Raw genomic sequence first — 24821 nt, forward strand, 5'->3', positions numbered from 1 at the left:
GCCACAGGCCGTCACGTCACGACATTGGCGCTGGCCTTTTCCTCCCACCCCCCGCGCTCGGTCTGTTGCCAGTAGTACAGGGTGTGGCCGGCGTCGCGGGCGGTTTTCCACCGTTCCCGCGCGGCCGCGACGGCGGTCTCGTCGTGGCCGTCGAACAGATCCAGCACCCGGTCCCATTGGGCGGGATCGGCCACCGTCATGCCCTCGGTCAGCACCGCCAGCGTCGCCCCGTTGGGTCGTTCCTCCTGGTCACTCAGCCAGATCGGCTGGTGCTCCGGATAGCCGTCGTCACGGCAGCCGTGCGGCAGCCAGCTGTTGGCGTCGAAGGTCCACAGCAGGCTGTTGAGCGCCCGCACCCGGTCCATGGAGGCGGCCAGCACCACAACCCGCGCGCCCGACTGATGGGCACGGGTCAGCAGGCGCGGCAACGCCCGCTCCAGCGGCCAGCGCCACAGGTGATAGAAGTCGAGTCGGGCCATGGTGCGTCCGGGTCCTGCGGGGAGAAAGCGGGCTCCGCCCCCCCCTCTATACCCGATCCAGGTCGAGAGCCAACGGATAGAAGCGCAAACCCCGGTCGTCGCGCAGGCCGTCCCGCAACGGGCGGAAGCCGAGATGGGTGTAGAAGCCCCGCGCGTAGGGCATCGCCCGCACCCGCACCGTCCGCAGATCGGGCGCCTCGGCGCGCAGCCGCCGCAGCGCCATGCTGAACAGAAGCCGGCCCAGGCCGCGCCCCTGCTGATCGCCGCGGACATACAAGAGCGTCAGATAGCCGTCCCGGTGCATCTCGCAGACCCCCAGGATGGCGCCGCGCCGTTCGGCCAGCAGCATCAGGCTGCCGGCCCTCAGGCGACCGCGCAGCGCTGGCACTCTGACGAAGTCCCGGAACACCCGGTGTCCCTCGACCGTATTGTCGGTGGCATTGAAGGCGTCGTACTGGGTGATCAGGAAATCACGGATGGGGCCGGCGTCGGCCTCCACCGCCGGGCGGGGATGCACGCCCTCGCGGGCGGCCAGCCAGAGCGTGCCTGGATCGCTGAGACGATCAAGAACCGGTTTTCCGGTATGTTCGCGCGGGGCGGAGGACGAACGCGGTGACGCGGCCAGGCTCATGACCCGATGATGCCCCTGTGCTGGGGTGGCGCATGCCCGGCAGCCGGCGCTTGTCCGCCGCGTGCCGCGCGGTTAGGAAGGCAGGGGTCGGCCGCAGCCCGAAACCCGATCCCGGCGTTCATCATTGCTGGAGCAGTGGTTTAAAAACATTTGAGACCATGCTGATTTGACAGCAGTACGATACGCTTGATGGAAGACCGCTCTTGTCCCGACCACCCGCGTTTGGCCCCGCGTTCCGCCGTTCGTCCCTGCTGTGGCGCCTCCTTGCCTGGGCGCGCGAGCGGCCGTTGGTGGCGGCCTGCCTGTGGGTGACGCTGATCAGCGCCGTCGCCATGGTGGCGATCGACCGGCCGCTGGCCCTGATGCTGAAGGCGCAGGTTCAGGGCGAGTGGAAGGGGTTCTGGTCCGTGGTCACCGACCTCGGCACCGGGCTGCACTGGTACCTGTTGGGTTTTGCCGCCTGGGGGTGGAGTCGGGCCCGCATGGTCAGTGCCCTGAGCGGGCGCGTCTGGGCGCGCTGGCGCGACATCGGCCGCGCCTGGACCGCGTTCCTCATCGCTCTGGCGGGCACCGGCCTGGTGGTGACGGTGCTGAAGCATTCAATCGGCCGGCTGCGTCCGGTGTGGCTGTTCCGCGAGGACCGCACCGGGTTTGATCCGCTGGCCTTCGACGCGGCGGCGGCCAGTTTTCCGTCCGGGCATTCCCAGACCATCTGGGTTGCCATGACGATGCTGATGGTCATGTTCCCGCGCCACTGGCCGGCGTTCGTTACCCTCGGCGTTCTGGTGGCGTCGAGTCGCCTGTTCGTGACCGTCCACTTTCTGTCGGACGTCCTGATGGGCAGCCTGATCGGGATCATCGGCGCGGTTCTGGTCGCCCGCTGGGCGCGGGCGCGGGGCTGGCCGGTGCGCATCGGCAAGCCGGTGTAACGCCCATCTTGGAGCCGGTCTCTCAGGGCAATGCGAGGGCTGCACGGGGAGAGCGCCGCACGGATCGGGTTTGTCTCGGCCGTTCCTCATCCGATTCGGCCGAACAGCCGTGGCGGTCGCCTGCCGGAGCTCCGTTCTAACCGTCTGCCTCCCGCGCGGTGATGGAGGCTTGGCGCGGTGGCGCGTAGAATCGAAATGTGCTCCGGCCGTCGGACTTGGCCGAATACATGGCCGCGTCGGCCCGCTTGAGCAGGGTTTCCACGTCCTGGGCATCGTCGGGATAAAAGGCGATGCCCAGCGAGGCGCCAACCCTGACCGTATGTCCCTTCAGGGTCATCGGCTGTGAGATCAGGTCAATGAGGGTCGTGGAAAGGCGGGGGTATTGGTCTTGGGGATCCTGCCCCTCCATCAGGATGACGAATTCGTCGCCCCCCATGCGGATGGCTGTATCGGAGGCCCGCAGTTGACCGCGGATCCGCTCGGCGACTTCCTGCAGCAGCAGGTCGCCAACATCATGGCCGTACGTGTCGTTGACCTCTTTGAAGTGATCGAGGTCAATGAAGATCAGGGCGAGGCGCTCGTCTTCCCGGCGCGCCCGGGCGATGGCGTGTTGAAGCCGGTCCATGAGGATCAGACGGTTAGGCAGGTCCGTCAGGGCATCGTGGAACGCCAGATGCCTGATCTGTTCATCCTCGATGTGGCTGGCGGTGATATCACGGCAGACGGCCACGTAGCGGACGTGCTTGCTGGCCCGATCCGAGGCGCGATTGATGGTCAGCCATTGCAGGTAGGCTTCGCCGTTCTTGCGCCGGTTCCAGATTTTTCCCTGCCACCTGCCCTGTTCGCGCAGCGCGTCCCAGATTTCGCGGTAAAAGTCGTCGTCATGCCGGTTCGAGCGAAGAATGGCTGGTGTTTTTCCGATCACCTCGTCCTGACTGAAGCCGGTGATCTGGGTGAAGGCCGGATTGACGGTGAGAATGCGGGCATTCGCGTCGGTGACCATGATGCCTTCCGCCGAGTGCTCATAGACGGTGGTGGCCAGCCGCAGATCATCTTCGGCGCCCAGAAAGCGCCGGTAGAACCGGTGCATGGCCTCGATCGACGTACAGACAAGCAGGGCATCGACCAGGAACACCGCGTTGGAGATCATCATCTCGTTTTCAAGTTCGAACTTCCAGCTCATGTAAGGGGGCCAGAACAGGTAGCTGGCCATGACCGTGCCGAGAACCGCGGCGAACATCCCGGTCCAGAAACCGCCCACCACGGCGGCGATCGCGACCGAAGGGAAGAAGGTGATGTACTGAATGCCGCCGTCGAGCGGGGCGATCGCGAGGCGCACCAAAAGGGCGACCCCCATAAGCCCCGCGACAAAAACGTAATTCAAGAATACAACTTTTCCTGTCGCCGCCCGCGATTGAAGGCGACGTAAAATGGTATCCGTAAGAAACTGCGTATTGAACGTTCTGTTTGGCATCGAACCGTCGCGGGACACAGTATTCGAGCGACTCGATGATCACGGCCGGCAGCCTTCCGTCGGTGACCACGCTTTCGCCCCTCCTCCGACCGAAGTCAGGCGATCCCAATTCACGGAACCGTGAACCGACACTCCCCCCCCTTAACGTTTCCCTCCGTCCATCTCTAAAGATAGGCCAAGATGCCGCGTTCGGAAACCACCACAACCGGTGTTTCTGTTCGCTGGCCACGGCTTGATGCCGGTCGAGACGACAGCGGCGGGATCGCGCGGTGCGAGTTGGCGAGGCGATCCCGACACTACCGCGAAGCCAAGCGGTCGATCCGTCAGCCTCCGGACCCCGCCGCCGCCAGCGCTTCTACCCGCTTGCGCAGGTCGCTCACCAACGGCGCGTGGGTCCAGTCGATCATGCCGACATGCTGGCCGATCAGACGTCCGGTTCCGTCGAGGATAAAGCTTGTCGGTAGTCCGCCCACCTGCATGGCTTCGGACAGTGCCTTGTCGGAGTCATGGTACAGGGGCAGGTTCAGCCAGCCCTGGTCGTCGGCGAACTCCTTGACGTCCCGCATGGTCATCCGATCCGTCGACACCGCGACGACGGCGAAATGCGGCCCGCCCAGGCTGGCCTGCAACTGGTCCAGCCCCGGCATTTCCCGCACGCACGGCGGGCACCATGTGGCCCAGAAGTTCAGGACGACGACCTTGCCGCGAAAGTCCTCCAGGGACACCGTCCGGCCCTGTTCGTCCTTGAAGGGCGCGCCCCGGACCGCGGCATTGTGCGGGGTCCGTTCCATGGTCGTCAGCAGAGTGACGGCGCCGCGCCCGCCGACCACGTAATCGCTGGTGACGTTGGGAATGATCAGACCGGCGCTTGCAACGGTGAAGCCGATGATGATGATGGCCAGAACGAGAAGCGACCGTGTCTGCTTTCTGGGTGGGGTCTGGCTTCCGGATGGGCGTTTGGTGACTTTCAAGGTGGGTGGTCCCGGATGGACGTGAACGATTGCGACGACGAACAGGCGCGGACGGGCGCCCGCAGCAGCATGTGGGGCGGGCGTTTCGCCGACGGCCCGGCGGCGGTGATGGAGCGCATCAACGCCTCCATCGACTTCGACAAACGGCTGTTCCGTCAGGACATCGCCGGGTCGAAGGCGCATTGCCGCATGCTGATGGAAACCGGCATCATTCCGCGCGATGACGGCGCGGCCATATTGGCCGGGCTCGATCAGGTTCTGCAAGAGATCGTTGAGGGACGCTTCGCCTTTAGTACGGCGTTGGAAGACATCCACATGAACGTGGAGTCCCGCCTGCGCGAGATCATCGGCCCCGCCGCCGGCCGGCTGCACACGGCACGCTCGCGCAACGATCAGGTGGCCACGGATTTCAAGCTGTGGACGCGCGACGCCATCGACGGGCTGGACGCACGCCTGACCGCGCTTCAGGCGGCCCTGCTTGATCAGGCGGAGGCCCATGCCGACGCGGTCATGCCCGGGTTCACGCACCTGCAGGCGGCGCAGCCGGTGACCTTCGGCCATCACATGCTGGCCTATGTCGAGATGTTCGGCCGCGACCGGGGCCGCCTGCGTGATGCCCGCGCGCGGCTGAACGAATGCCCGCTGGGCGCCGCCGCGCTGGCCGGCACCGGCTTTCCGATCGACCGGGCAATGACGGCCGATCTGCTGGGCTTCGACCGGCCAGCGGCCAACAGCTTGGATGCCGTCTCCGACCGCGATTTCGCCGTCGAGGTGCTGGCCGCCGCCAGCCTGTGCGCTGTCCACCTGTCTCGGCTGGCTGAGGAACTGGTGATCTGGACCAGTGCCCAGTTCCGCTTCGTCGCGCTGTCCGACCGTTTCACCACCGGCAGTTCCATCATGCCGCAGAAGCGCAATCCGGACGCCGCCGAGTTGATTCGCGCCAAGACCGGGCGCGTCATCGGCCACCTGAACGGCCTGCTGATCGTCATGAAGGGGCTGCCGCTGGCCTATTCCAAGGACATGCAGGAGGACAAGGAGCCCGTCTTCGAGACGGTCGAGACCCTGGACCTGTGCCTCTCCGCCATGGCCGGCATGGTCGCGGATCTGACCGTCAACCGGGATCGGCTGGCGGCGGCGGCCGGCGCCGGGTTCTCCACCGCCACCGACATCGCCGACTGGCTGGTGCGGGAACTCGGCGTGCCGTTCCGCGACGCGCATCATGTGACCGGCGCTATCGTCAAGCTCGCCGAGGACAAGGGCGTCGGGCTGGAGGACCTCTCCTTGGCCGACCTCCAGTCGGTCGAGCCGCGCATCACCGGCGGCCTTCGTCTCGACTCGGCCGGGTCCGCGGCGGCGCGGACCAGTCTGGGCGGCACCGCGCCCGACCGCGTCCGCGAAGCCTGTACCGCCGCCCGCCAACGATTCCTGAACCCGGAGGACCGCACATGACCCTCTCCCGTGTTGTCCTGCTGGGGATCCTCGCGACGACCGGCCTGGCCGTCGGACTGTCGGGCTGCGGTCGAAAGGCCGCGAATCTGGCGCCCGAGGACAGCACGTATCCGCGCGTCTATCCGGCGCCGGCCGATCCCGAGAACGCGCCGCGTGCGCCCACCCTGTCGGACGAGACGGCGGACGACGAATTTCTCTGACGCACCCCCCGCGAGCACAAGGCCCAGACTCCATGCATCATTTCAGTTACAGGGACGGCCTGCTGCATGCCGAGGACGTGCCCCTGACCCGGATCGCCGAACAGGTCGGCACGCCTTGCTACGTCTATTCCACCGCCACGCTGACCCGGCATGTCCGGGCCTTCGCCGATGCCTTTTCCGGGCTCGATGCCATGATCTGCTTCGCGATGAAGGCCAACGGCAACCGCGCCGTGCTGCGTCTGCTGACCGGGCTCGGGGCCGGGGTGGACGTGGTCTCCGGCGGAGAGATGGCGCTGGCCCTGGCGGCCGGGGCGCGGGCCGACAGGATCGTCTTTTCCGGGGTCGGCAAGACGGCGGCGGAGATGACGGCGGCCCTGGAAGCCGGGGTGCATCAAATCAACGTGGAAAGCGAACCCGAGTTGGAGGCGCTGGATGCCGTGGCGCGCGGCCTGGGCACGCGGGCGCCGGTGGCTATCCGCGTCAATCCGGACGTGGACGCCGCCACCCACCACAAGATCACCACGGGCAAGGCGGAGAACAAGTTCGGCATCGAATGGACCAGCGCCCGCCGGGTGTTCCGCCGCGCCATGACCCTGGAGGGCATTGCCCTGAAGGGCATCGCGCTGCACATCGGCTCGCAGATCCTGGATCTGGCGCCGTTCGAGGCGGCCTTCCTGAAGGTTCGTGATCTGGTCGCCCTGCTGCGCGCCGACGGCGTGACGGTCGAGCGGCTCGACCTGGGCGGCGGCCTCGGCGTGCCCTACCGCCACGGCGACAACGCGCCGCCGCCGCCGGCCGCGTACGCCGATGTCGTGCGCCGGACGGTCGGTGACCTGGGCTGCGCCCTGACCATCGAGCCCGGCCGGGCCATCGCGGGCAATGCGGGCGTGCTGCTGTCCCGGGTGATCTATCGGAAGGAGGGCGTCACGAAGGCCTTCGCCATCGTGGACGCGGCCATGAACGACCTGATGCGCCCGGCCCTGTACGACGCCGAGCACGAGATCTGGCCGGTGCGGGAGGCACCGCGCGACGCCGAACGGGCGCTGATCGACGTGGTCGGCCCGGTGTGCGAGTCCACCGATACCTTCGCCCGCGATGTCTCACTGCCGCCGCTGGTGACGGAGGACCTTATCGCGTTCATGACCGCCGGGGCGTATGGCGCCGTCATGGCCAACCAATACAACGGCCGGCCGCTGGTGCCGGAAGTGTTGGTGGACGGCGACCGGTTCCATGTCGTGCGGCGCCGGCCGACGATGGAGGAGATGGGCTCCCTGGAAGACACGCCGCCGTGGCTTGAGTGAAGCCGTCAGGCGTCGGTTGGAGTGAGCCGTGCGACCCCCAACGTCGGCCGGATCCGGTGGGGTTCGGCGCGTCGCATTTAACCCCAGCCTACGGGAAGGCAGCCGACGCACGCGAACCAATCAAGCGGTTATCGACTCACCCGGCTCTTGGTCGCTGGCCTATCCTCTGCGTTCGGGAACATCGCACTCGGTGCAGGGCAATCGGGTGAAAGGGGGGGCGCAAAGACGCGGGGGGATCGAGTGCCTTGGGGTGGAACGCCCCAACTCTTTTTTGGGTAGGGTGGATTCGCCCCGCGCCGCGGGGCAATCCGCCGCTTGGCTGTGATGCGGCGGGTTGCGCCTTTGGCGCGAACCCGCCCTACGAAGTTTCGCATTTCGTCAACCGTGCATTCACGCGATTGCCCTGGCACTCGGTAGTTGCGCTCATCCCCTCCAGGGGGATAGGATAGAGCGGTTCAAACAGGCTGGGAGCATTTGAATGCCGTCCGCCGATACGGAAATCCTGACCGACCCGACTGCCTCCGACGCGGTCCACGCCACCCACGGCGACATCGTCAAGCGCCTGCGCCGGGCGGAGGGCCATTTGCGCAAGATCAGTTCCATGATCGAGGAGCAACGCCCCTGCGTCGATGTGGCCCAGCAACTCGCGGCCGTGGAAGCGGCGGTGCGGCAGGCCAAGCAGGTCTTCATCCGCGACCACATCGACCACTGCCTTGACGGGGTGGTTCGCGAGGGGCCTGAGGCCAAGGCGGTGCTGGCTGAGTTCAAGGAGATTTCCCGGTACCTGTGACCCGGCGCGCGGAAAGGACGACCCCCATGGATCTGACCACGGCCATATCAGAGGGCAGCGGCCAGCCCGTGCTGCTGGCGGTCACCGCGCTGGCGCTGGGCGCCCTGCACGGGTTGGAACCCGGGCATTCGAAAACCATGATGGCCGCGTTCATCGTCGCCGTGCGCGGCACCGTGGCGCAGGCCGTGATGCTGGGGCTGTCTGCCGCCGCCTCCCACACCCTGATCGTCTGGATTCTGGCGGTGCTGGCCTTGCACTTCGGCGAACAGATCATCGGTGAGGGGCTGGAGCCCTGGTTCATGATGGCGTCCGGCGGGATCATCCTGGTGATCGCCGCCTGGATGTGGACGCAGACGCGCCGGGCCGGGACCGACCCGCGGCCCGAGTCGCACCATCACGATCACGATCACGATCACGTTCATCATCATCACCATGACGACCATCATCACCATCATCATGCGCATCCCCTCCCCGGGGAAGGGTTTGGGGATGCTCACGCCCGCGCCCACGCGCGCGAGATCGAGGCCCGTTTTGGTGGCGCGGCGGCGGACGGCGGGGCTACCATGGCCCAGGTCGTGCTGTTCGGCCTGACCGGCGGGTTGATCCCGTGTTCGGCGGCGATCACGGTCCTGATCCTGTGTCTGCACCTGGACCGCTTCTGGCTGGGCGTGGGACTGGTCGGGGCCTTCAGCATCGGCCTCGCCGTCACCCTTGTCATCGCCGGAGTGGTGGCGGCGGTGGGGCTGCGCGCGGTCGTCCGTCGGACCCATCGGTTCGACCGCTGGCTGGCGCGGGCGCCTTACCTCTCCGCCGCGATCATCGCCGTGATCGGGGTCGGCATGATCGCCTTCGGCTGGAGCCACCTGTCGGCGGGCCACGGCGCCTGACCTGCGGGACGGCGCCGGTCGACCGGGCAATCGGGGCCGTCACGCCGTCACCGACCGTCGTTCCGCGTCGGCGGAGGTGGGCAGGGCCAGGGCGACAGCGGCGGCGATGACCAGGAAGGCGGCCGAGACCCACAGGCAGGCCGTCAGCCCGGCGAGCTGATAGACCAGTCCGGACAGGATCGTGCCGCCCAACCGGCCGACCGCGTTGGCCATGTAGTAGAAGCCGACGTTCAGCGCGACCTTGTCGGCATCCGAATAGGCCACGATCAGATAGGAATGCAGCGCGCTGTTGATGGCGAACAGCGGCGCGAACACGGCCAGTCCGCCGATCAGCGCCCAGCGGTCGTCGATCCAGCCGCCCAGCAGGCCGGGCGTCAGCGCCGCCGCGATCAGCGCCGGCACGACCGCCAGCACAAACCCCCACAGCCGCGTGGCCTTCGCCGCCGTCGCGGCATCGGTGGTGCCCCGCAGCAGGCTGGGGACGGCCGCCTGCACGAGGCCGTAGCCGATGATCCAGGCCGCCATGAAGCCGGCGGTTCCGGCGAAACTCCAGCCCATGCGCTCGTACAGGAACAGCGGCACGCCGACCACGAACCAGACGTCCCGCGACGCGAACAACACGATGCGGGCCGCCGAGAGCAGGTTGATCTCGCGCGTCTTGCTGAACAGGTGGCGGCCCAGCTTGCTCTCCTGCGCGCGGCCAAGCGTGTCGCCGACCGTTACCAGCGAGGCCAGCAGCACCAGCGCCAGACACGCCGCCATCAGCCACAACCCACCCTGGAAGCCCAGGGTCTGCAACAGCACGCCGCCCAGCAGGAATCCCACGCCCTTGAGCGCGTTCTTGGAGCCGGTCAGCATCGCCACCCAACGGAACAGCGCGCCTTCGCCCGCCACCAGCTTCACGGCGGACTTGCTGCTCATCTTGGTCAGGTCCTTGGCGACGCCGGACAGCGCCTGCGCCACCATCACATAGCCCACCGACAGCGCCAGCGCCCAATGGGGCTGCACCAGCGACAGCATGAGGAGGGCGAACACCTGCACCCCCAGCCCCAGCAACAGCGTCAGCCGCAGGCCGTAGCGCGCGCCCAGCCAGCCACCGGCGAAGTTGGTGACGATGCCCATGACCTCGTACAGCAGGAACAGGCTGGCCACCTCCAACGGGCCATAGCCCAGGGTGTGGAAGTGCAGCAGCACCAGCACGCGTAGCGCGCCGTCCGTCAGGGTGAACGCCCAATAGGCCGCCGTGACGGCGGCATAGGTCCGTAGGTCGCTCATGGCCGCGCCCCCGCTACCGTGGCGGCCAGCCGGCCCATGCGGCCGAACCCATTGATGCCGATACGCGGAGGCATACGGATATCCTCGAGGTTGGAGAGGGGGCGGGACGGGGCGAGAGGTCAGGCCGGGGCTGTCGCCTCGACGGCTTCGGTCGCTTCGGGGTCGCGCGCCATGGCGCCGATGGCATCCACCCGCCGCTTCAGCGCCAGACGGTCCAGGGACGCCAGCGGCAGGCTCACGAACAGCGAAATCCGGTTGTAGAGCATCCGGAAGGTGTCGTTGAACACGGCCGCCGTGGCGGCGTCGGTGCCTGCGAAGGCCACCGGATCGGGCACGCCCCAATGCGCCGTCATCGGCTGGCCGGGCCACGCCGGGCAGGCCTCACCGGCCGCCTCGTCGCAGACGGTGAAGACGAAGTCCAACATGGGCGCGTCGGGCGCACCGAACGCCGCCCAGGTCTTGGGCCTCAGACCCGCAATCGGGAGGTTGGCGCGACGCAGCACCGCCAGGGCCTGCGGGTGGACCGTATCGCGCGGGTGCGACCCGGCGGAATAGGCCTGGAAACGCCCTTGACCCTCGCGGGTCAGAATGGCCTCGGCCATCTGGCTGCGGGCGGAATTGCCGCTGCACAGGAAGAGGACGTTGAGGGGGCGATTGCGGTCGTTGGCAGCCATGGCGGGGTCCCTGAAGGTGGCGGTTGACTCGAAGTCCGGCACCAGCGCCGGACAGAACCCCGTCATAACGGCACGCCCCAGAGCCTCCAGAGTCGGCAGGCTGGCGACATAGTAAAGCGTGCGGCCCTCGCGCCGGCTTTCCACCAGACCGACGGATCGCATCTGGGTCAGGTGGAAGGACATGGTCGAGGCCGCCACGCCGCACCGGCGGGCCAAGTCCCCGGCCGACACGCCCTTTGCGCCCGCCCGGACCAGCGCCTGAATGGCGCGGATACGGGGGGCGGCGGCCAGGACGGCCATCATCTCGGCGATCAGCGTCGGTTTCATATTTCTATCATTATCGAATTAAGAAGCCCCGTCAAGGATCGTTTTATGAAACTCGAAATGTGCGTCGGCGGCCACGCTGTCCTTCCTCCTGCGGTCCTTACGCCGACGCCGCCGCTTTCTCAGCCGTTCGCGCGCGCCGACGACGACAGCGACACTGTCCCATCAGAGCCGTATCGATTTGTTGGCCGATGCGAATCTTGAGTTTTTGACAGGAGTGCTCAAAGGTTGATAAGAAGGGAGAAAGAATTACGACACTGGTTCCGGGTCTTCGATCAATGACGAGTTTAGATAGGGCAGGAACAGAGCTTGTTAATCTTAATGGTGTAATCGCGGGCGCCGTTGATGAAGAATCTACGCCACTCGGAAAGCGGTTTTTTGGTGCCTGCTCTCGCTCGAAATACAATAGAAAGCTAATATTTATTGTAGAGCCATGGATAGAGCATAAGAAAAGACTCGTCGCGCCTCTAAGTCCCCGATACGACATCGAAACCTTCCCGGACGAGACCGCCCTTTTTGCGAGGTCGTCAGGGCGACTTCCATCCTTGATTATGATTGACGAATCGACCCCGCCTGACGGTGGTGAGGCGGCCATTCGACAACTGAGATTGACCCCAACGTTCAAGTCGACACCGATCATTGGAATGACGCGAAGTAAAATGTCGTCCTTTGCGTCAACGTTACACGAAGCTGGCCTCGATTGCCTTGTCACGTCGGCACCTCCACAATCTCTGGTCGAGATCGTGGCGCGCTGCATTTCTCGTGCGGTCGAGGATGAGTGGCTCGCCTTGGAGGAAAACCAACGTCTGGCGCTGAGGAAGACCATCGTCGTTTTCAAGGAGCTGCCTGAAAAAATATTGAATGGAGAATCAATCAAATACGAGGCAATCAGAGAAAGCTGTCATTATTTGGTCGAAGCAGTAAGAGGCAATGAAATTGATCAGATTCTCAAGAACGTAAAGAATCACGACAATTATTCGTACGTCCACTCGCTGCGCGTTGCTGTTCTTCTTGCGCATTTTGGAAACGAGATCGGATTGGGGCAGGACGAGTTGTTGATCCTGAGTGTTGGGGGGCTGTTGCATGACATTGGCAAGGTTGCCATCCCCCCCGACATTCTCAACAAGCCGGGACAGTTGTCCGACCAGGAATGGGCCGTGATGCGCTCCCATGTCGACCGGAGCCTGGAGTTGATTCAGTGCGTTGAGAACCGTCCGCGCGGTGTGATGACCATTGCGGCGCAGCACCATGAAAAGCTTGATGGAACAGGCTATCCGAACGGATTGAAAGGCTCCGACCTGAACGAACTGGCCCGGATGGCGGCGATCGTCGACGTCTTCGGCGCGTTAACGGATCTCAGGGTCTATAAACCTCCGTTCATGCCTGCCGAGGCGTTGGACTATATGCGGAATATGGGGCCAGACCACCTCGACCAGAGGCTTGTAAAGATGTTCAGAAGCATGCTCCTCGATACGGCATCCTTGCTGCGGGCAATTTAGAGGGCGTAGCATTTCATTAATGCCGTCTGAGATTGAACGGTCTGATCCTTCAGTGTATCACCATCGCGTTCCGCTCTGACCTTGACAATGGCAGTCCCCGACAGACGGAGAAGGGGCGGGTGCCGAGGCCGGTCACGCCCCCTGGTCTTCCGCCATCCCGAATCGGGCTGGCGGTCGCGCTGCTGCGTTCTCCGCTGTCCGCGCCTCCTTGCGCTCGCGCCGGCGCCGCCCCCAGGCGTGGGCGCGGGCCTGAAGCATCAGCGCGCTGGGCGTGACCACCAGGGTCAGCACGGTGGCGAACAGCAGACCCACCACCACCGCCGTGGCCAACTGCGTCCACCATTGCATCGACGGCGCGCCGACACTGACCGCGCGGTTGATGAAGTCGATGTTGACCATGAACATCATCGGCAACAGGCCGAGCATGGTGGTGAACGAGGTCAGCATGACCGGCCGCAGACGCTGTACGCCGGTGTGCAAGATGGCCTCGCGCGGATCGGGAAACTCCTTCTTCAGGCGGTCGTGGGTATCCAGCAGCACGATGTTGTTGTTGACCACGATCCCGGCCAGCGCGATGACGCCAATACCGGTCATGATGACGCCGAACGCCTGATCGGTGATCAGGAGCCCGAGCATGACGCCGACGGTGGACATGACCACGGCCGACAGGATCAGAAAGGCCGAATAGAAGCTGTTGAACTGCGTCACCAGGATCAGCGCCATCATGAACAAAGCCACCATGAAGGCCTGCGACAGGAAAGCCTGACTTTCCTTCTGCTCCTCGTCCTCGCCCTTGAACTCGATATCCAGGCCGGGCGGAAAAAGGTCGCGGTTCTCGGCCATCCAGGCGCGCACTTCCTGCATCTTGTCGTCGGGCAGTAGGCCGCGCTCGACATCCGCCTTGACGGTCATGACCCGACGGCCGTCCACACGCTCGATCTGGCTGATCTTGGGACTGGCGGTGCGGGTGACGAAGGCCGACAGTGGCACCAGTCCCTGGGGCGTGTTCAGGCGCAGGCTGTCGAGTTGCGCCATGGAGCGGTACTGCTCCGGATAGCGGACCACGATGTCCACCTCGTCCTTGGCCGTGTCGGGCCGGTACGAGGACACCTTCAGGCCGCTGGTGACCAACTGCACCAGACTGCCCACGCTGGCCACGTCGCCACCCATCTTGGCGGCCTGTCCCATGTTCACGTCCAGGTCCCACTGGATGCCGGGCACGGGGCGGCTGTCCTCGACGTCGATGAAGCCGCCGATCTCCTCCAGGCCGGTCAACACGGTCTCCACCGCGTCGGGCAGCACCGACGCATCGCGCGCCGTCATCTGGATCTGGATCGGCTTGCCGACGGGCGGCCCCTCGTCGGGGACATTGGGCTCCACACGCAGCCCGGCGAGGTCGCTGGTGCGCGCTCGGATCAGGTTCAGCACTTGGGCGGACGGCCGACGGACCTCCCAGTCCTTGTAGGTCAGGCCGATGATGCCGATCACATCCTCGGCGGCATCCTGGGGCGCGCGGTTGAAGGTGCGGGCGTAGACCGCCTTGAAGTCCGGGAGGGCGAGCACGCGCTCCTCCACCTGCCGAACCAAATCGTCCTTTTCGTGGATCGACAGGTTGCCGCGCGCGTGAACCAGAATCTGCGCCTGCTGCGGTTCGACATCGGGGAAGAACTCCACGCCCCGGCCATACATGGCATAGGCAACCCAACTGCTCACCAGTCCCAATACTGCGAGACAGACGATCAGACCGGGTCGGCGCAGCGCCGCCCCCAGCGAGCGGGCATAAAGGCCGGTGAACCCTGGTAGCATGGTCACGTCGCCGTGCTCGCTGGCCGACAGGGCCCGCATGGTCCGGGGGTCGGCGACGCCCGCCTTGCCGATGTGCGAGCCCAGGGTGGGCACGAAGATCAGAGCCATCAACAGCGAGGCCGACAGCGTCGCCACCAGCGTGATGGGCAGGAACTTCATGAACTCGCCGACCACGCCGGTCCAGAACAGCAACGGCAGGAAGGCGGCCAGCGTGGTTGCCGTCGAGGCGATCACCGGCCACGCCATACGCTTGGCGGCGAGCCCATAGGCCTCGCGCCGGGGGAGGCCCTCGGTCATCTTGCGGTCGGCGTACTCGGTGACCACGATGGCGCCGTCCACCAGCATGCCCACGGCCAGGATCAGCGCGAACAGCACCACCATGTTGACCGTCAGGCCCATGGCCCCCAGCAGCAGGATGGCCATCAGGAAGGAGCCCGGAATGGCGATGCCCACCAGCAGGCCGGAGCGCAGCCCGAGCGCGGCCACCACCACCACCATGACCAGCAGAACGGCGGCGATGACGTTGTTCTGCAGGTCGAACAGCATGGTCTTGATGTCGTCCGACTGGTCCTGGATGAAGGTGACCTCCAGGCCCTCCGGCCAGAACTGGCGCTCGTGGGCGACCACGGCGCGGACAGCCTCGATGGTGTCGATGATGTTCTCGCCGACCCGTTTCTTGACCTCCAGGGTCACCGCCCGCTGGCCGTTGACCCGGGCGAAGCCCTCTGGGTCCTTGTAGGTGGCGCGCACGCTGGCGAAGTCGCGCAGGCGCACCACGGCATCCTCGGTGTACTTCACCGGCTGATCGAGAATGTCGGTGACGTCCTCGTACAGTCCCGGAACCTTGATGGCGAACCGGCCCTGACCGGTGTCCAGGGTCCCGGCGGCGACCAGACGGTTGAAGCGGGCGATGACCTCCGCGACGTCGGCGTTGGCCAGCCCGTAGCTCTGCAGCCGCACCGGATCGACGACGATTTCCGCCTGCTGCTCGCGGTCGCCGCCGATGTCCACCTCTAGAACGGCGGGGATCTTCTCGATCTCGTCGGCCAGATCGTCGGCGACGCGCAACAGGGCACGTTCCGGGATATCGCCGGCCAGGGTGATGACGACGATGGGGAACAGGCTGATGTTGACCTCGTTGACGGTCGGTTCGTCGGTCTCGTCGGGCAGGTTGGCCTTGGCGATGTCCACCTGTTCCTGGACGTCGCGCTTGGCCTGCTCGCTGTCGAACCCGGCCTCGAACTCCAACAGGACGTTGGCCCCGCCCTCGTAGGCGGTGGAGCGCATCTCCTTGACGCCCTCGATCCCCTTCAACTCCTGCTCCATGGGTCGGATCAGCAGGCGCTCCGCGTCCTCGGGCGAGATGCCCCGGTGCGACATCGACACGTAGATGATGGGAATCGGAATATCGGGCGAACTTTCCTTGGGGATCTCAAGGAAGGTCACCGTGCCGGCGATCAGCACCAGCAGTAGGGTGGCCAGAACCGTCCGCGACCGGCCCAGGGCGAAGTCGATCACCGCGTTCATTGTTCGGCCCCTTCCCGCGGGGCCAGAACCGACCGGATCGTCGCCGCCGGGGCACGGCCGGCCTCCAGCGCCGCTCGATCGGCGGCGGCCAGCGCCTGGGTGTTGGCCTTGATGGTCTCGGTGTCCACCGGCTCCACCCGCTGTCCGGCGCGCACGAATTCCTGCCCGACGATGATCAGCGTGGCCGGATCTGGCAGACCCTCCACCCAAAGGCCGTCGGCGCTGGCGCCGTCGCGACCGACCACCACGGGGTGGAAGACCACGCGGTTGTCCTCGTCGACCAGCTTGACGCCCATGCGGCCCTCGTCATCCAGGGCCAGCAGAGCCGGTGAGATGTGATGAGCGCGCGTGCTTTCGAGCGGAAGACGCACCTCGGCCGTCATGCCCTCCGGCACGGCCCCGCTCGGGTTGGAGAACGACACCTTGACGGCGAAGGTGCGGGTGACCCCATCGGCCACCGGCGCGATATAGGAGACGGTGCCGCTGATCTCACGGCCGGTGACAAGGGTGGCGGATCCGGGTTGACCCAGGGTCAGGCGGCCGATGTCGGACTCGGTCACGTTGGCGACCACCTCCAGGGGATCAAGATCGACGATGCGGGCGACGGGGTCGCTGATCGACAGGTAGTCCCCTTCCTCCGCCAGACGATCCGCCAGAATGCCGGAGAATGGCGCGGTTACCGTGGTGCGGTCGATGTCCAGTTGGATGGCGGCGAGATTGGCGCGGGCGTCCTCCAGCGCGGCCTTGGATTCCAGCACCCGCTGACGCGAGACGTAGTCGCTGGAGGCCAGACCCTGGTCGGCGCTGTAACGGTCTTCCCAGCGGGCGACGGCGGCTTCGGCGCGGCTCAGCCGCTGCGCGCGATCATCCGTGGCGAGGCGGACCAGAAGCGTTCCGGCCTCGACAGTGGCGCCCTCCTCGGCGCCGGTCTCGACCACACGCCCCCCGGTCTCGGCCTTGACCTCCACGATGCGGGAGGCCTGGGTCTCCCCCAGGACGATCAGGCTGTTCACACGGGTTTCCGCCGTCATACGCCGGACCCGGACCTGCGGCACCGACGCCTCGTGCTCGACGGCCATCGGCGGGCGCAGCGCGGCCTCGACCACGCTCGGATCCTCTTCGGTGCTGAACACGCCGGACGCGACCCAGCCGATGGTGACCAGGGTGATGAACGCGGCGATGAGGTACGATGACTTCATGGTTCTGCTTCATCCGTGGGACCCGATGGGGTCGCTGCCGTTCTGAGACGATGGAGCGGCGCCGTTGGATCAGCCGTGGGTACCATCCCTCAGGGGGACACGGGCCGTCCGGTACGCCTGGATGTCGTGTTCGAGTGCCGCCCTGTTCTCTTCGATCCAACGTCCCCAGGCTCGGCACACGTCCGCGCCCATGCGGATCAGGAAGCGATCTCCTGGCGTGGTGACACCGTCGATGCGAGCCAGTTCGTCGGCCAGGTCGTAGTGTCCCCGGATATAGTCATCGAGCAGGCGAGAGAGTTCCCCCGGCGCCATCCGATGCGCAAAGGAGAGGGCGAACATGAAGCCCGATCGCAGGCGGTCGAACTCCAACGGTTGCAGCAAAGCGGCGCGCAAGGCGGAGCGGCCAGCCTCGGTGATGGTGTACACCTTCTTGTCGGGGCGGCCGTCCTGGCTGTGAGGCCTGCATGTCACCAGCCCCTCGGCCAGCAACGCGTTGAGCGCCGGATAGATAGAGCCGTAGCTGAGGCTCTGGTAGTGCTGGAATGGGCCATTCTCGAACGCTTTGCGGATGTCGTAGCCGGTGTTGAAGCCAGCGTCCAGCGCGCCCAGACAGAGTGTTTTGGAATCAAGAGGCATGGGAGACGATCCGAACCAAGGCGGAGAGAAAGGGCGGAACCCCGAGTGTCCGCATATGTATGCTGGTTCGATATATATCAAACCAATATAGGTGACTTCGTGGCAGCCATGCGAAAAGCGCATGCCTGAGGACAGGGGGTGACGGGCCGGCTCTTATCGCAGGGCAATCGGAGGAACGACACCTGTGGGAGGGGTGGCAATCAAAAGGCGTTCCATGCCGAACAGAGCGCGCAATTCGTCGTCGCGGGAACGAAGTGACGAAACGATCCGGGGCGCTGATCCATCGTCTCCGTCCGCCCTCAAACCGCCCGGGCTTCCCGCTGGAGGGAACTTCGGGGCAACGGCTCTCCACCCACCGAATAAGCCTTTGCGTTTTACGACGCGCCATTCCATCAATGGCCGCCATCGGCCTTTCAACTGGGGAGCCTTGCGCGCTGTGTCCTCTCGACTCGTCTCCGTCATCGGTTTGGGCTATGTGGGGTTGCCGGTCGCGGTCACCTTTGGGCGGGTTGGTCCCGTCGTGGCCTTCGATATTGATCAGCGTCGGATCGAGGACCTGCGGGGCGGCATGGACCGTACCGGAGAGGTGACGCCGGATGAACTTGCGGCGGCGGACCTGCGCCTCACCAGCGATCCGCAGGATCTCGCTGCGGCCAACGTGCACATTGTCACCGTGCCGACGCCGGTCACAGAAGGACATTTGCCCGATCTCGGTCCTCTGCTCGCGGCTTCCCGCACTGTCGGGCGGGTGCTGAAGCCCGGCGACATCGTGGTTTATGAAAGCACCGTCTATCCGGGCGCGACCGAAGAGGTCTGCGTGCCGGTGCTGGAGGCGGAAAGCGGCTTGGCATTCGGGCCCGACTTCCAGGTCGGCTACGGCCCCGAGCGCATCAATCCCGGCGACCCCACGCGCCGCTTTTCGAATATCTGCAAGGTTGTTTCCGGCTCCGATCCGGCAACGCTGGAGACGCTGGCACGCCTTTATGAAAGCGTCGTGACCGCGGGCGTGTATCGAGCCCCATCCATCAAGGTGGCCGAGGCAGCCAAAGTGATCGAGAATACGCAGCGCGACCTGAACATCGCGCTCATGAACGAACTGTCTCTGATCTTTCAATTGCTGGGGATCGACACACTGGACGTGCTGGAGGCGGCGGGCACGAAGTGGAACTTTCTGCCGTTCCGGCCCGGCTTGGTGGGCGGCCACTGCATTGGCGTCGATCCCTATTACCTGACCCACCGGGCGCAGCTGGCCGGCTATCACCCCGAGGTGATTCTGGCCGGGCGGCGCATCAACGATGCCATGGGCGCGCACGTGGCGCGAGAGGTGTTGCGCCACCTGCTGCGCAGGCAAGCCGGCGGCGGACTCCCGACGGTGACCGTCCTGGGACTGACGTTCAAGGAAGACGTGCCTGACATCCGGAACACGCGGGTGATCGACATTGTGTCCGAGCTGGAAGGGTTCGGCATTCGGGTGCAGATCCATGATCCGCTCGCCGATGCAGCCGAGGTGGCGGCGGAATACGGCCAGAGCCTGACCGCGCCAGAGGCCTTGGCGCCAGCCGGTGCCGTCGTGCTGGCGGTCGGTCACCGCGCCTTCCGGGACGGCGGCTGGCCGCTGATCCAGTCCCTGTTGATCGAGGGCCGGGGCATGGTGGCGGATATCAAGGGTCTGCTCGACCGGGAAGCCTGTCCGGAGGGCGTTACGCTCTGGCGGCTCTAGGGCGCGTTGCGTTGCGTTGCGTTGCGTTCCGTTTCGTTTGCCCAACGTGCCCAGGCCCTTGGTCGTGTTGCGCGACTCGTCGTTGCGATCCGTTTCGGATCGCTCTGGATTTGCTCTAGCAGGCTGCGAAACGGCGCCCTGAGGGGCGCCTCGGCGAGACGTAAGTCTTTCAAAGAACTGGTGTTCCCGGCAGGACTTGAGTTCGCACCCCACTGATTAGAAATTCCTTGCACCGCCATAGCGGAAGGTCTCGCATCGTCACACTAGAATGACATTGTTTGCTTTCATTTCATTGCCTCATCGCGCTCCGTCCGGTATCGTTATGACATGCGAAAATGATGCGTATCCCGTCGCCTGTTCCCCAGCTGTAATCCAGAAAAGCCGGTGAGGAGCTGATGGGACAGATCCTCACAGAGAGGTCCGTGAAGGCAAAAAAAGCCAGTGGCCGCGCGGGATCAGCGCCCCGGCCGACCGGCGTGCCAGCCCTTGGCGCGCTGCTGGGCGGCCCACAGGGCCGCATACCGGCCACCGGCGGCCAGAAGGCTCCGGTGGTCGCCGTGCTCTGATACCCGCCCATCGTCGAACACCAGGATACGGTCGGCTCCGACGATGGTAGACAGGCGGTGGGCGATCACGATGACCGTGCGGTCGCGCACCAGCGCGTCGATGGCCATCTGCACCGCGCGTTCGCTCTCCGTGTCCAGGGCCGCGGTCGGTTCGTCCAGAATCACGATGGGCGCGTCCTTCAGGATGGCGCGGGCGATGCTGATGCGCTGGCGTTCCCCGCCCGACAGGCTGCCGCCGATGTCGCCGACCCGGGTGTGGTACCCCTCGGGCAGGCGGGTGATGAAGTCATGGCAGTTCGCCGCCCGCGCCGCCGCCTGAACCGACGCGTCGTCGGCGTCCGGGCGGCCCATGCGGATGTTCTCCAGGATGGTGTCGTCGAACAGATAGACGTCCTGGAACACCACCGATAGGCAGGCCATCAACGCGTCCGGCGTCAGCGCGCGAACATCGGTGCCGCCGATGCGCACCACCCCGGCCTCGGGATCGGCATAGCGCATGATGAGGCGCGTCACCGTGCTCTTGCCCGACCCCGACGGACCGACGAGGGCGGTCATCGTGCGCGCGGGCAGGTGGAACGAGACCGCGTCCAGGGCCGGCGTGTCTTCGCCCGCATAGGAAAAGCGCACATCCTCGAACGTCACGTCGTGGTCCGCAGGGGGGGCGGCGGTCCCGGTCACCGGCAACGGCTGGGCGGCCAGCAGCCCATCCATGCGCTGAAGGGCCGTTTCCATCAGGTCGAACACCTTGGTCAGTTCCGAGAACAGCGCCAGGGGTTCGCTGAAGCGCAACACGATAACCAGCAGGGCCGCGAAGGCGGCCACCGACAGGGTGCCTTGGGTCACCCAGGTGACCCCCAGGGCCAGCACCGCCAGCAGGCCCAGTTCCACCAGCCCGGCCATCAGCAGCGTCGGGACTAGGGAGGCCATCATGGCCTTTTCCTGAACCACCCGCAGATGGGCCAGCGAGGCCTGAAGCCGCTTCGCCCGAGCGCCGGTCTGACCCAAGGTGCGCAGCACGGCCAGGCCCTGGGCGTACTCCACGATGTCCGATTCCGTGCCGGCATGGGCCTCGGCCACGTCGCGGCGCTCCATGACGGAGGCCCGCCGCTGCCAACGGTAGATGGGCACCGCCAAGGGGAAGATCAGCGCCATGGCCACGGCCATGCGCGCATCCACGAACGCCGTGACCACGATCGCCACCAGCGGGACGACCACGATGCGGATCATCGCCTGCGACAGCGTGCCCATGGGAGCCACGGCCTCGTCGATGCTGCCGCCCAGGACGCCGCTCAGGTCCCCTGTTCGCCAGCGTGCGAGGTCCTGCATGGGGATCCGGCGCAGTTGCCGACCCAGGCGGAGCCGCAGATCATGCGTCACGTCGGCGATCGCGCCCCCGTATTCGAACGCATGCCCCCGCCAGCACAGGACCAGATCTGCGATCATGGCCACGGCCATCACCCCCAGCCAGAGCGCGGCGGCGGTCAGATCGACCGGATCGGCCAGCAGCGCCGACAGGAGGGGGAAGAAGGTCGCGAAGGCCAACCCCTGGGCCACGGCCCCCAGAGTGAAGAACACCAGCATGCGGCGGATCAGGGGCGCCTCGGCGCCGCCGGCCATCAGCATGCGGCGATAGGTGTCGCGGAAGGCGGGAACGGTGCGGGCGGATGCGGTCATTGGGAGGCTCCCGGACCATCGCCGCGCAGGGCCCAACCCTGGGCGGCTTCATGTAGGTGCCACAAGCGGGTATACAGCCCGTCCGCCGCGACCAATTCGCCATGGGTGCCGCACTCGGACACCCGTCCGCGATCCAACACCACGATCTGGTCGGCGTCGCGGATGGTGGCCAGGCGGTGGGCGATCACGATCACGGTGCGGCCTTTCATCAGGCTGGCCAGAGCCTCGACGATCAGGGCCTCGTTTTCCGGATCGGCAAAGGCCGTGGCCTCGTCCAGCATCAGGATCGGGGCGTTCCGCAGCACCGCCCGGGCAATGGTGATGCGTTGGCGCTGGCCGCCGGACAGGCGGGCGCCCCGATCCCCGGCCACGGTCTCGTATCCCTGGGGCAGGGCGGCGATGAAGTCGTGCGCCTGGGCGACGCGGGCGGCTGCCTCGACCTCCTCCCGGGTCGCTTCGGGGCGCGCCAGCAGGATGTTGTTGGCGATGGTGTCGCGGAACAGAAAAGTGTCCTGAAACACGAACGACACGTGACGGGTCAGGGCCTCCGCCGCGCAATCGCGGACGTCCACGCCGCCGATGCGCACCGCCCCGCCGCTCACATCCCAGAATCGCGGGATCAGGCGGGCGACCGTGCTCTTCCCCGCGCCCGAGGGCCCCACCAGCGCGGTGACGGTACCGGGCGGCACGGTGAAGCTCAGGTCCTCCAGAACGGCGACGTCGCGGCCGGGATACTGGAAGCTCACGCCATCGAAAGTGACGGAGGTGTCCGCCGGTTCCGTCGGGCGCGCGGGAACCGGCAGCGGGGGGACGGCGAGAATCTCCTGCACGCGCAGGGCGCCGGCCCGCGCCTTGTGCAGGAACTCGTTCATCCACATCAGCGGCATCAGCGCGTCGGCGACCCCGGTGCTGAGCATGAGCACGGCCACCAGCGCCGGAAAGGATACCAGGTCGTTCGCATACAGGATGGCGCCAACGGTCGAGACCACCAGCAGCGTGGGCACCGGGCTCAGCACGGCCAGGGTGATGCGCCCGGCGGTGCCGGTGGCCAGCACCCAGTGCCGGAACACGTCGCGGAAGGTTTCCAGAGCGGTGTGATAGCGGCGGAAGGACGTCCCGCCGCCGTCGAACAGCCGCACCACGGCCATGGCCTGCACGAACTCGATCACGGCGGCCTGGATGGCCTCGCGCGCCTGATCGTACCGCTGGCGCAGGGCGGCATAATCGCGCATGGCCAGTCGCATGGCGGTCATGCCGACCGCAAACACGCCGAGCGCCACCAGCGCCAATCGCCAGTCGATCAGAAACAGAAGCAGCAGGGTCATCACCGGCGCGGTGATGTTCCGCCCGATGATGGGGGTGGAATCGGCCACGAAGGCGTGCAGGTTGCGCACGTCGTCCTGCATGGCCTTGGTCAGCGCGCCGGTCCCCATATGGGTCACATACCCCAGCGGCACCCGCGCGAGGTGGTCGGCCAGATCGGTGCGCAGGGCCTGCTCCAGCCGGAACGCGGCGAGATGGGAGATCGTGAAGGCCCCCGTGCGGAGGACCAGACTGGCGACGATCAGGCCGACCGCCAGCCCGCCGAAGGCCCAGGCGCCCCAATCGCCCACCAACGGCAGGGTCACGGTGCCGCCCTGGATGGCGTCAAGAACGCCCGCCAGGGCGGCCACGGCGCTGATCGCACAGGCCATGCCGACCCCGGCCAAGGCCATGGCCAGCCAGATCGCGCCGCGCACCGGGCCGATGATGCCCCACAGGCCGCCCCGCGCCATGCTGGAGGCCGCCGGGTCCTGCGCCGCAGCGACCGCCGGGCGGTCGGGTTCAACCATCACCCCACCCGCATCCATCATGAGGCCTCCCTGTCCAAACCGAACCGGACACGCGTGCAGCCCGGAACCTTGTCGCGAAGACCGGGAAGACGGGTCACGATGCCGAACACAACCCGGGGAAGCCCGCGCGGCAGCCCGAACGACAACCGCCGGACGTCCGCCAAGTCCGGGACCCAGGCGCGCAGCGTGGGCGCGACCTCGTCAAGGTCGATGCCCCACGGCATGGCCGGAGACTGGTAATGGGGTGTTTTCCGATATCCCCGCAGGGTCTTGCGGGCAAACCATCGCGGGATGTGATCGAACGCCAGCCAGGCCCCCGGGAACCGCTGCGCCAGATCGCGGAACAGGTCCGCGACCTCATCCGGCTCAAAGTACATCAGCAGGCCCTGGGCGGTCAGATACACCGGGCGGCCCCGGGGCACGGCGTCGAACCAGCGGCGATCCATGACGCTCACCGGGACGTGCAGGTGCCGCTCATCCGGTGCGATGAAGCGCTCCCGCACCGCCATGGCGGCCGGGACATCGACCGCGATCCAAAGCGCGTCCTGTCCCTCCACCCGGAACCGCTGGGTTTCCAACCCTTCGCCCAGGTTGACGATCACACCGTCCGGATGATCGGCCAGGAAGGCCCTTAACTCCGCGTCGAACAGGGCCGAACGCACCGCGTGCGACGGTTCGGCCCGGCCGAAGGAGCGGCCGAAGTCGTAAGCAATGCGGCGGTAGATATCGATCGCGGTCTCGTCCCGCAGAACCCCGTCCGGGCGTTCCGCTTCCGAGGCCCGGTTATGCAGGGTCCACAACATCGTCTCCGGCACATCCGCCAGGGCAACCTGTTCCTTGTCCAAGAGGGGGCGATCCATTGCTGTGGTCCCTTGCTCCGTCCAGCCTCGGACGGAGTGACCTCGGCACGGCTTGGCCATTGGGCCAGCGTCCAGGCTCGGCCATCCCTTGATGCGAATGCCAACCAGTCGCAGATCA

General features: G+C 66.3%; 20 protein-coding genes. 8 read left to right on the top strand and 12 right to left on the bottom strand.

The window, feature by feature from the left end:
- Nucleotides 1-11 precede the first annotated feature (11 nt).
- Both BLS85_RS10980 and BLS85_RS10985 read right to left on the bottom strand, forming a co-directional pair.
- The gene (locus tag BLS85_RS10980) at nt 12-479 is read right to left on the bottom strand and encodes a DNA polymerase III subunit chi (protein WP_092786189.1); all 468 of its coding nucleotides are present in this window, start codon (nt 477-479) and stop codon (nt 12-14) included.
- A 46-nt stretch (nt 480-525) separates the two neighbouring features.
- A complete protein-coding gene (locus BLS85_RS10985; RefSeq protein ID WP_092786191.1) occupies nt 526-1110 on the bottom strand; it encodes a GNAT family N-acetyltransferase in 585 nt (194 codons plus the stop codon).
- 203 nt (nt 1111-1313) lie between these two features.
- On the opposite strand from BLS85_RS10985, the gene BLS85_RS10990 reads away from it, so the two are divergent.
- Nucleotides 1314-2039 (top strand): phosphatase PAP2 family protein, encoded by a 726-nt coding sequence (locus BLS85_RS10990; RefSeq protein ID WP_092786193.1) that lies wholly within the window; start codon nt 1314-1316, stop codon nt 2037-2039.
- A gap of 136 nt (nt 2040-2175) precedes the next feature.
- Here BLS85_RS10990 and BLS85_RS10995 read toward each other — a convergent pair whose 3' ends face one another.
- Nucleotides 2176-3531 (bottom strand): diguanylate cyclase domain-containing protein, encoded by a 1356-nt coding sequence (locus BLS85_RS10995; protein WP_143027164.1) that lies wholly within the window; start codon nt 3529-3531, stop codon nt 2176-2178.
- Nucleotides 3532-3836: 305 nt separating this feature from the next.
- A complete protein-coding gene (locus tag BLS85_RS11000; protein ID WP_092786197.1) occupies nt 3837-4484 on the bottom strand; it encodes a redoxin domain-containing protein in 648 nt (215 codons plus the stop codon).
- A gap of 15 nt (nt 4485-4499) precedes the next feature.
- Here BLS85_RS11000 and argH point away from each other — a divergent pair, with 15 nt between their 5' ends.
- The 5 genes from argH (at nt 4500) to BLS85_RS11025 (ending at nt 9111) form a co-directional block, all read left to right on the top strand.
- On the top strand, nt 4500-5933 hold the full coding sequence (argH, locus tag BLS85_RS11005; protein WP_092786199.1) for an argininosuccinate lyase: 1434 nt from the start codon (nt 4500-4502) through the stop codon (nt 5931-5933).
- Complete coding sequence (locus BLS85_RS11010) at nt 5930-6133, top strand: hypothetical protein (protein ID WP_092786201.1); 204 nt, start codon at nt 5930-5932, stop codon at nt 6131-6133. The genes argH and BLS85_RS11010 overlap by 4 nt, the downstream gene beginning before the upstream one ends.
- 32 nt (nt 6134-6165) lie before the next feature.
- Nucleotides 6166-7434: a diaminopimelate decarboxylase gene (gene lysA, locus BLS85_RS11015; RefSeq protein WP_092786203.1), complete on the top strand. Its 1269-nt coding sequence runs from the start codon at nt 6166-6168 to the stop codon at nt 7432-7434.
- 478 nt (nt 7435-7912) lie between these two features.
- Nucleotides 7913-8224 (top strand): metal-sensing transcriptional repressor, encoded by a 312-nt coding sequence (locus tag BLS85_RS11020; RefSeq protein ID WP_092786205.1) that lies wholly within the window; start codon nt 7913-7915, stop codon nt 8222-8224.
- A 26-nt stretch (nt 8225-8250) separates the two neighbouring features.
- Nucleotides 8251-9111: a nickel/cobalt efflux transporter gene (locus tag BLS85_RS11025; protein ID WP_092786207.1), complete on the top strand. Its 861-nt coding sequence runs from the start codon at nt 8251-8253 to the stop codon at nt 9109-9111.
- 39 nt (nt 9112-9150) lie between these two features.
- Here the strand turns inward: BLS85_RS11025 and arsJ are convergent, their stop codons facing one another.
- Both arsJ and BLS85_RS11035 read right to left on the bottom strand, forming a co-directional pair.
- Nucleotides 9151-10386 carry an organoarsenical effux MFS transporter ArsJ gene (gene arsJ / locus BLS85_RS11030; protein WP_092786209.1) on the bottom strand — a complete coding sequence of 412 codons (1236 nt, stop codon included), beginning with the start codon at nt 10384-10386 and terminating at the stop codon, nt 9151-9153.
- Nucleotides 10387-10505: 119 nt separating this feature from the next.
- Entirely contained in the window at nt 10506-11387 is an 882-nt protein-coding gene (locus tag BLS85_RS11035; RefSeq protein ID WP_092786211.1) for a metalloregulator ArsR/SmtB family transcription factor, read from the bottom strand.
- Nucleotides 11388-11662: 275 nt separating this feature from the next.
- On the opposite strand from BLS85_RS11035, the gene BLS85_RS11040 reads away from it, so the two are divergent.
- Nucleotides 11663-12883, top strand: coding sequence for an HD domain-containing phosphohydrolase (locus tag BLS85_RS11040; RefSeq protein ID WP_092786213.1), 1221 nt, complete (start codon nt 11663-11665; stop codon nt 12881-12883).
- A gap of 132 nt (nt 12884-13015) precedes the next feature.
- Here the strand turns inward: BLS85_RS11040 and BLS85_RS11045 are convergent, their stop codons facing one another.
- The 3 genes from BLS85_RS11045 to BLS85_RS11055 all read right to left on the bottom strand — a co-directional run bounded on the left by BLS85_RS11045 (nt 13016) and on the right by BLS85_RS11055 (nt 18051).
- Nucleotides 13016-16216, bottom strand: coding sequence for an efflux RND transporter permease subunit (locus tag BLS85_RS11045; RefSeq protein ID WP_092786215.1), 3201 nt, complete (start codon nt 16214-16216; stop codon nt 13016-13018).
- Nucleotides 16213-17415 (bottom strand): efflux RND transporter periplasmic adaptor subunit, encoded by a 1203-nt coding sequence (locus BLS85_RS11050; RefSeq protein ID WP_092786217.1) that lies wholly within the window; start codon nt 17413-17415, stop codon nt 16213-16215. The genes BLS85_RS11045 and BLS85_RS11050 overlap by 4 nt, the downstream gene beginning before the upstream one ends.
- 69 nt (nt 17416-17484) lie before the next feature.
- Nucleotides 17485-18051: a PadR family transcriptional regulator gene (locus tag BLS85_RS11055; RefSeq protein WP_176793617.1), complete on the bottom strand. Its 567-nt coding sequence runs from the start codon at nt 18049-18051 to the stop codon at nt 17485-17487.
- 436 nt (nt 18052-18487) lie between these two features.
- Between BLS85_RS11055 and BLS85_RS11060 the strand changes: the two genes are divergently transcribed.
- The gene (locus BLS85_RS11060) at nt 18488-19771 is read left to right on the top strand and encodes a nucleotide sugar dehydrogenase (protein WP_245699184.1); all 1284 of its coding nucleotides are present in this window, start codon (nt 18488-18490) and stop codon (nt 19769-19771) included.
- A gap of 455 nt (nt 19772-20226) precedes the next feature.
- On the opposite strand, the gene BLS85_RS11065 is transcribed toward BLS85_RS11060, so the two are convergent.
- The 3 genes from BLS85_RS11065 to BLS85_RS11075 are packed head-to-tail and all read right to left on the bottom strand — an operon-like array spanning nt 20227 to nt 24703.
- The gene (locus tag BLS85_RS11065) at nt 20227-22011 is read right to left on the bottom strand and encodes an ABC transporter ATP-binding protein (RefSeq protein ID WP_092786223.1); all 1785 of its coding nucleotides are present in this window, start codon (nt 22009-22011) and stop codon (nt 20227-20229) included.
- A complete protein-coding gene (locus BLS85_RS11070; RefSeq protein WP_245699185.1) occupies nt 22008-23864 on the bottom strand; it encodes an ABC transporter ATP-binding protein in 1857 nt (618 codons plus the stop codon). Before BLS85_RS11070 ends, BLS85_RS11065 begins: the two co-directional genes overlap by 4 nt.
- Nucleotides 23861-24703, bottom strand: a complete 843-nt coding sequence (locus tag BLS85_RS11075; RefSeq protein ID WP_092786225.1) for a class I SAM-dependent methyltransferase — start codon at nt 24701-24703, stop codon at nt 23861-23863. The genes BLS85_RS11070 and BLS85_RS11075 overlap by 4 nt, the downstream gene beginning before the upstream one ends.
- Nucleotides 24704-24821 lie beyond the last annotated feature (118 nt).

The organism is Rhodospira trueperi (genome assembly GCF_900101965.1).
GTDB classification, from domain to species: Bacteria; Pseudomonadota; Alphaproteobacteria; order Rhodospirillales; family Rhodospirillaceae; genus Rhodospira; species Rhodospira trueperi.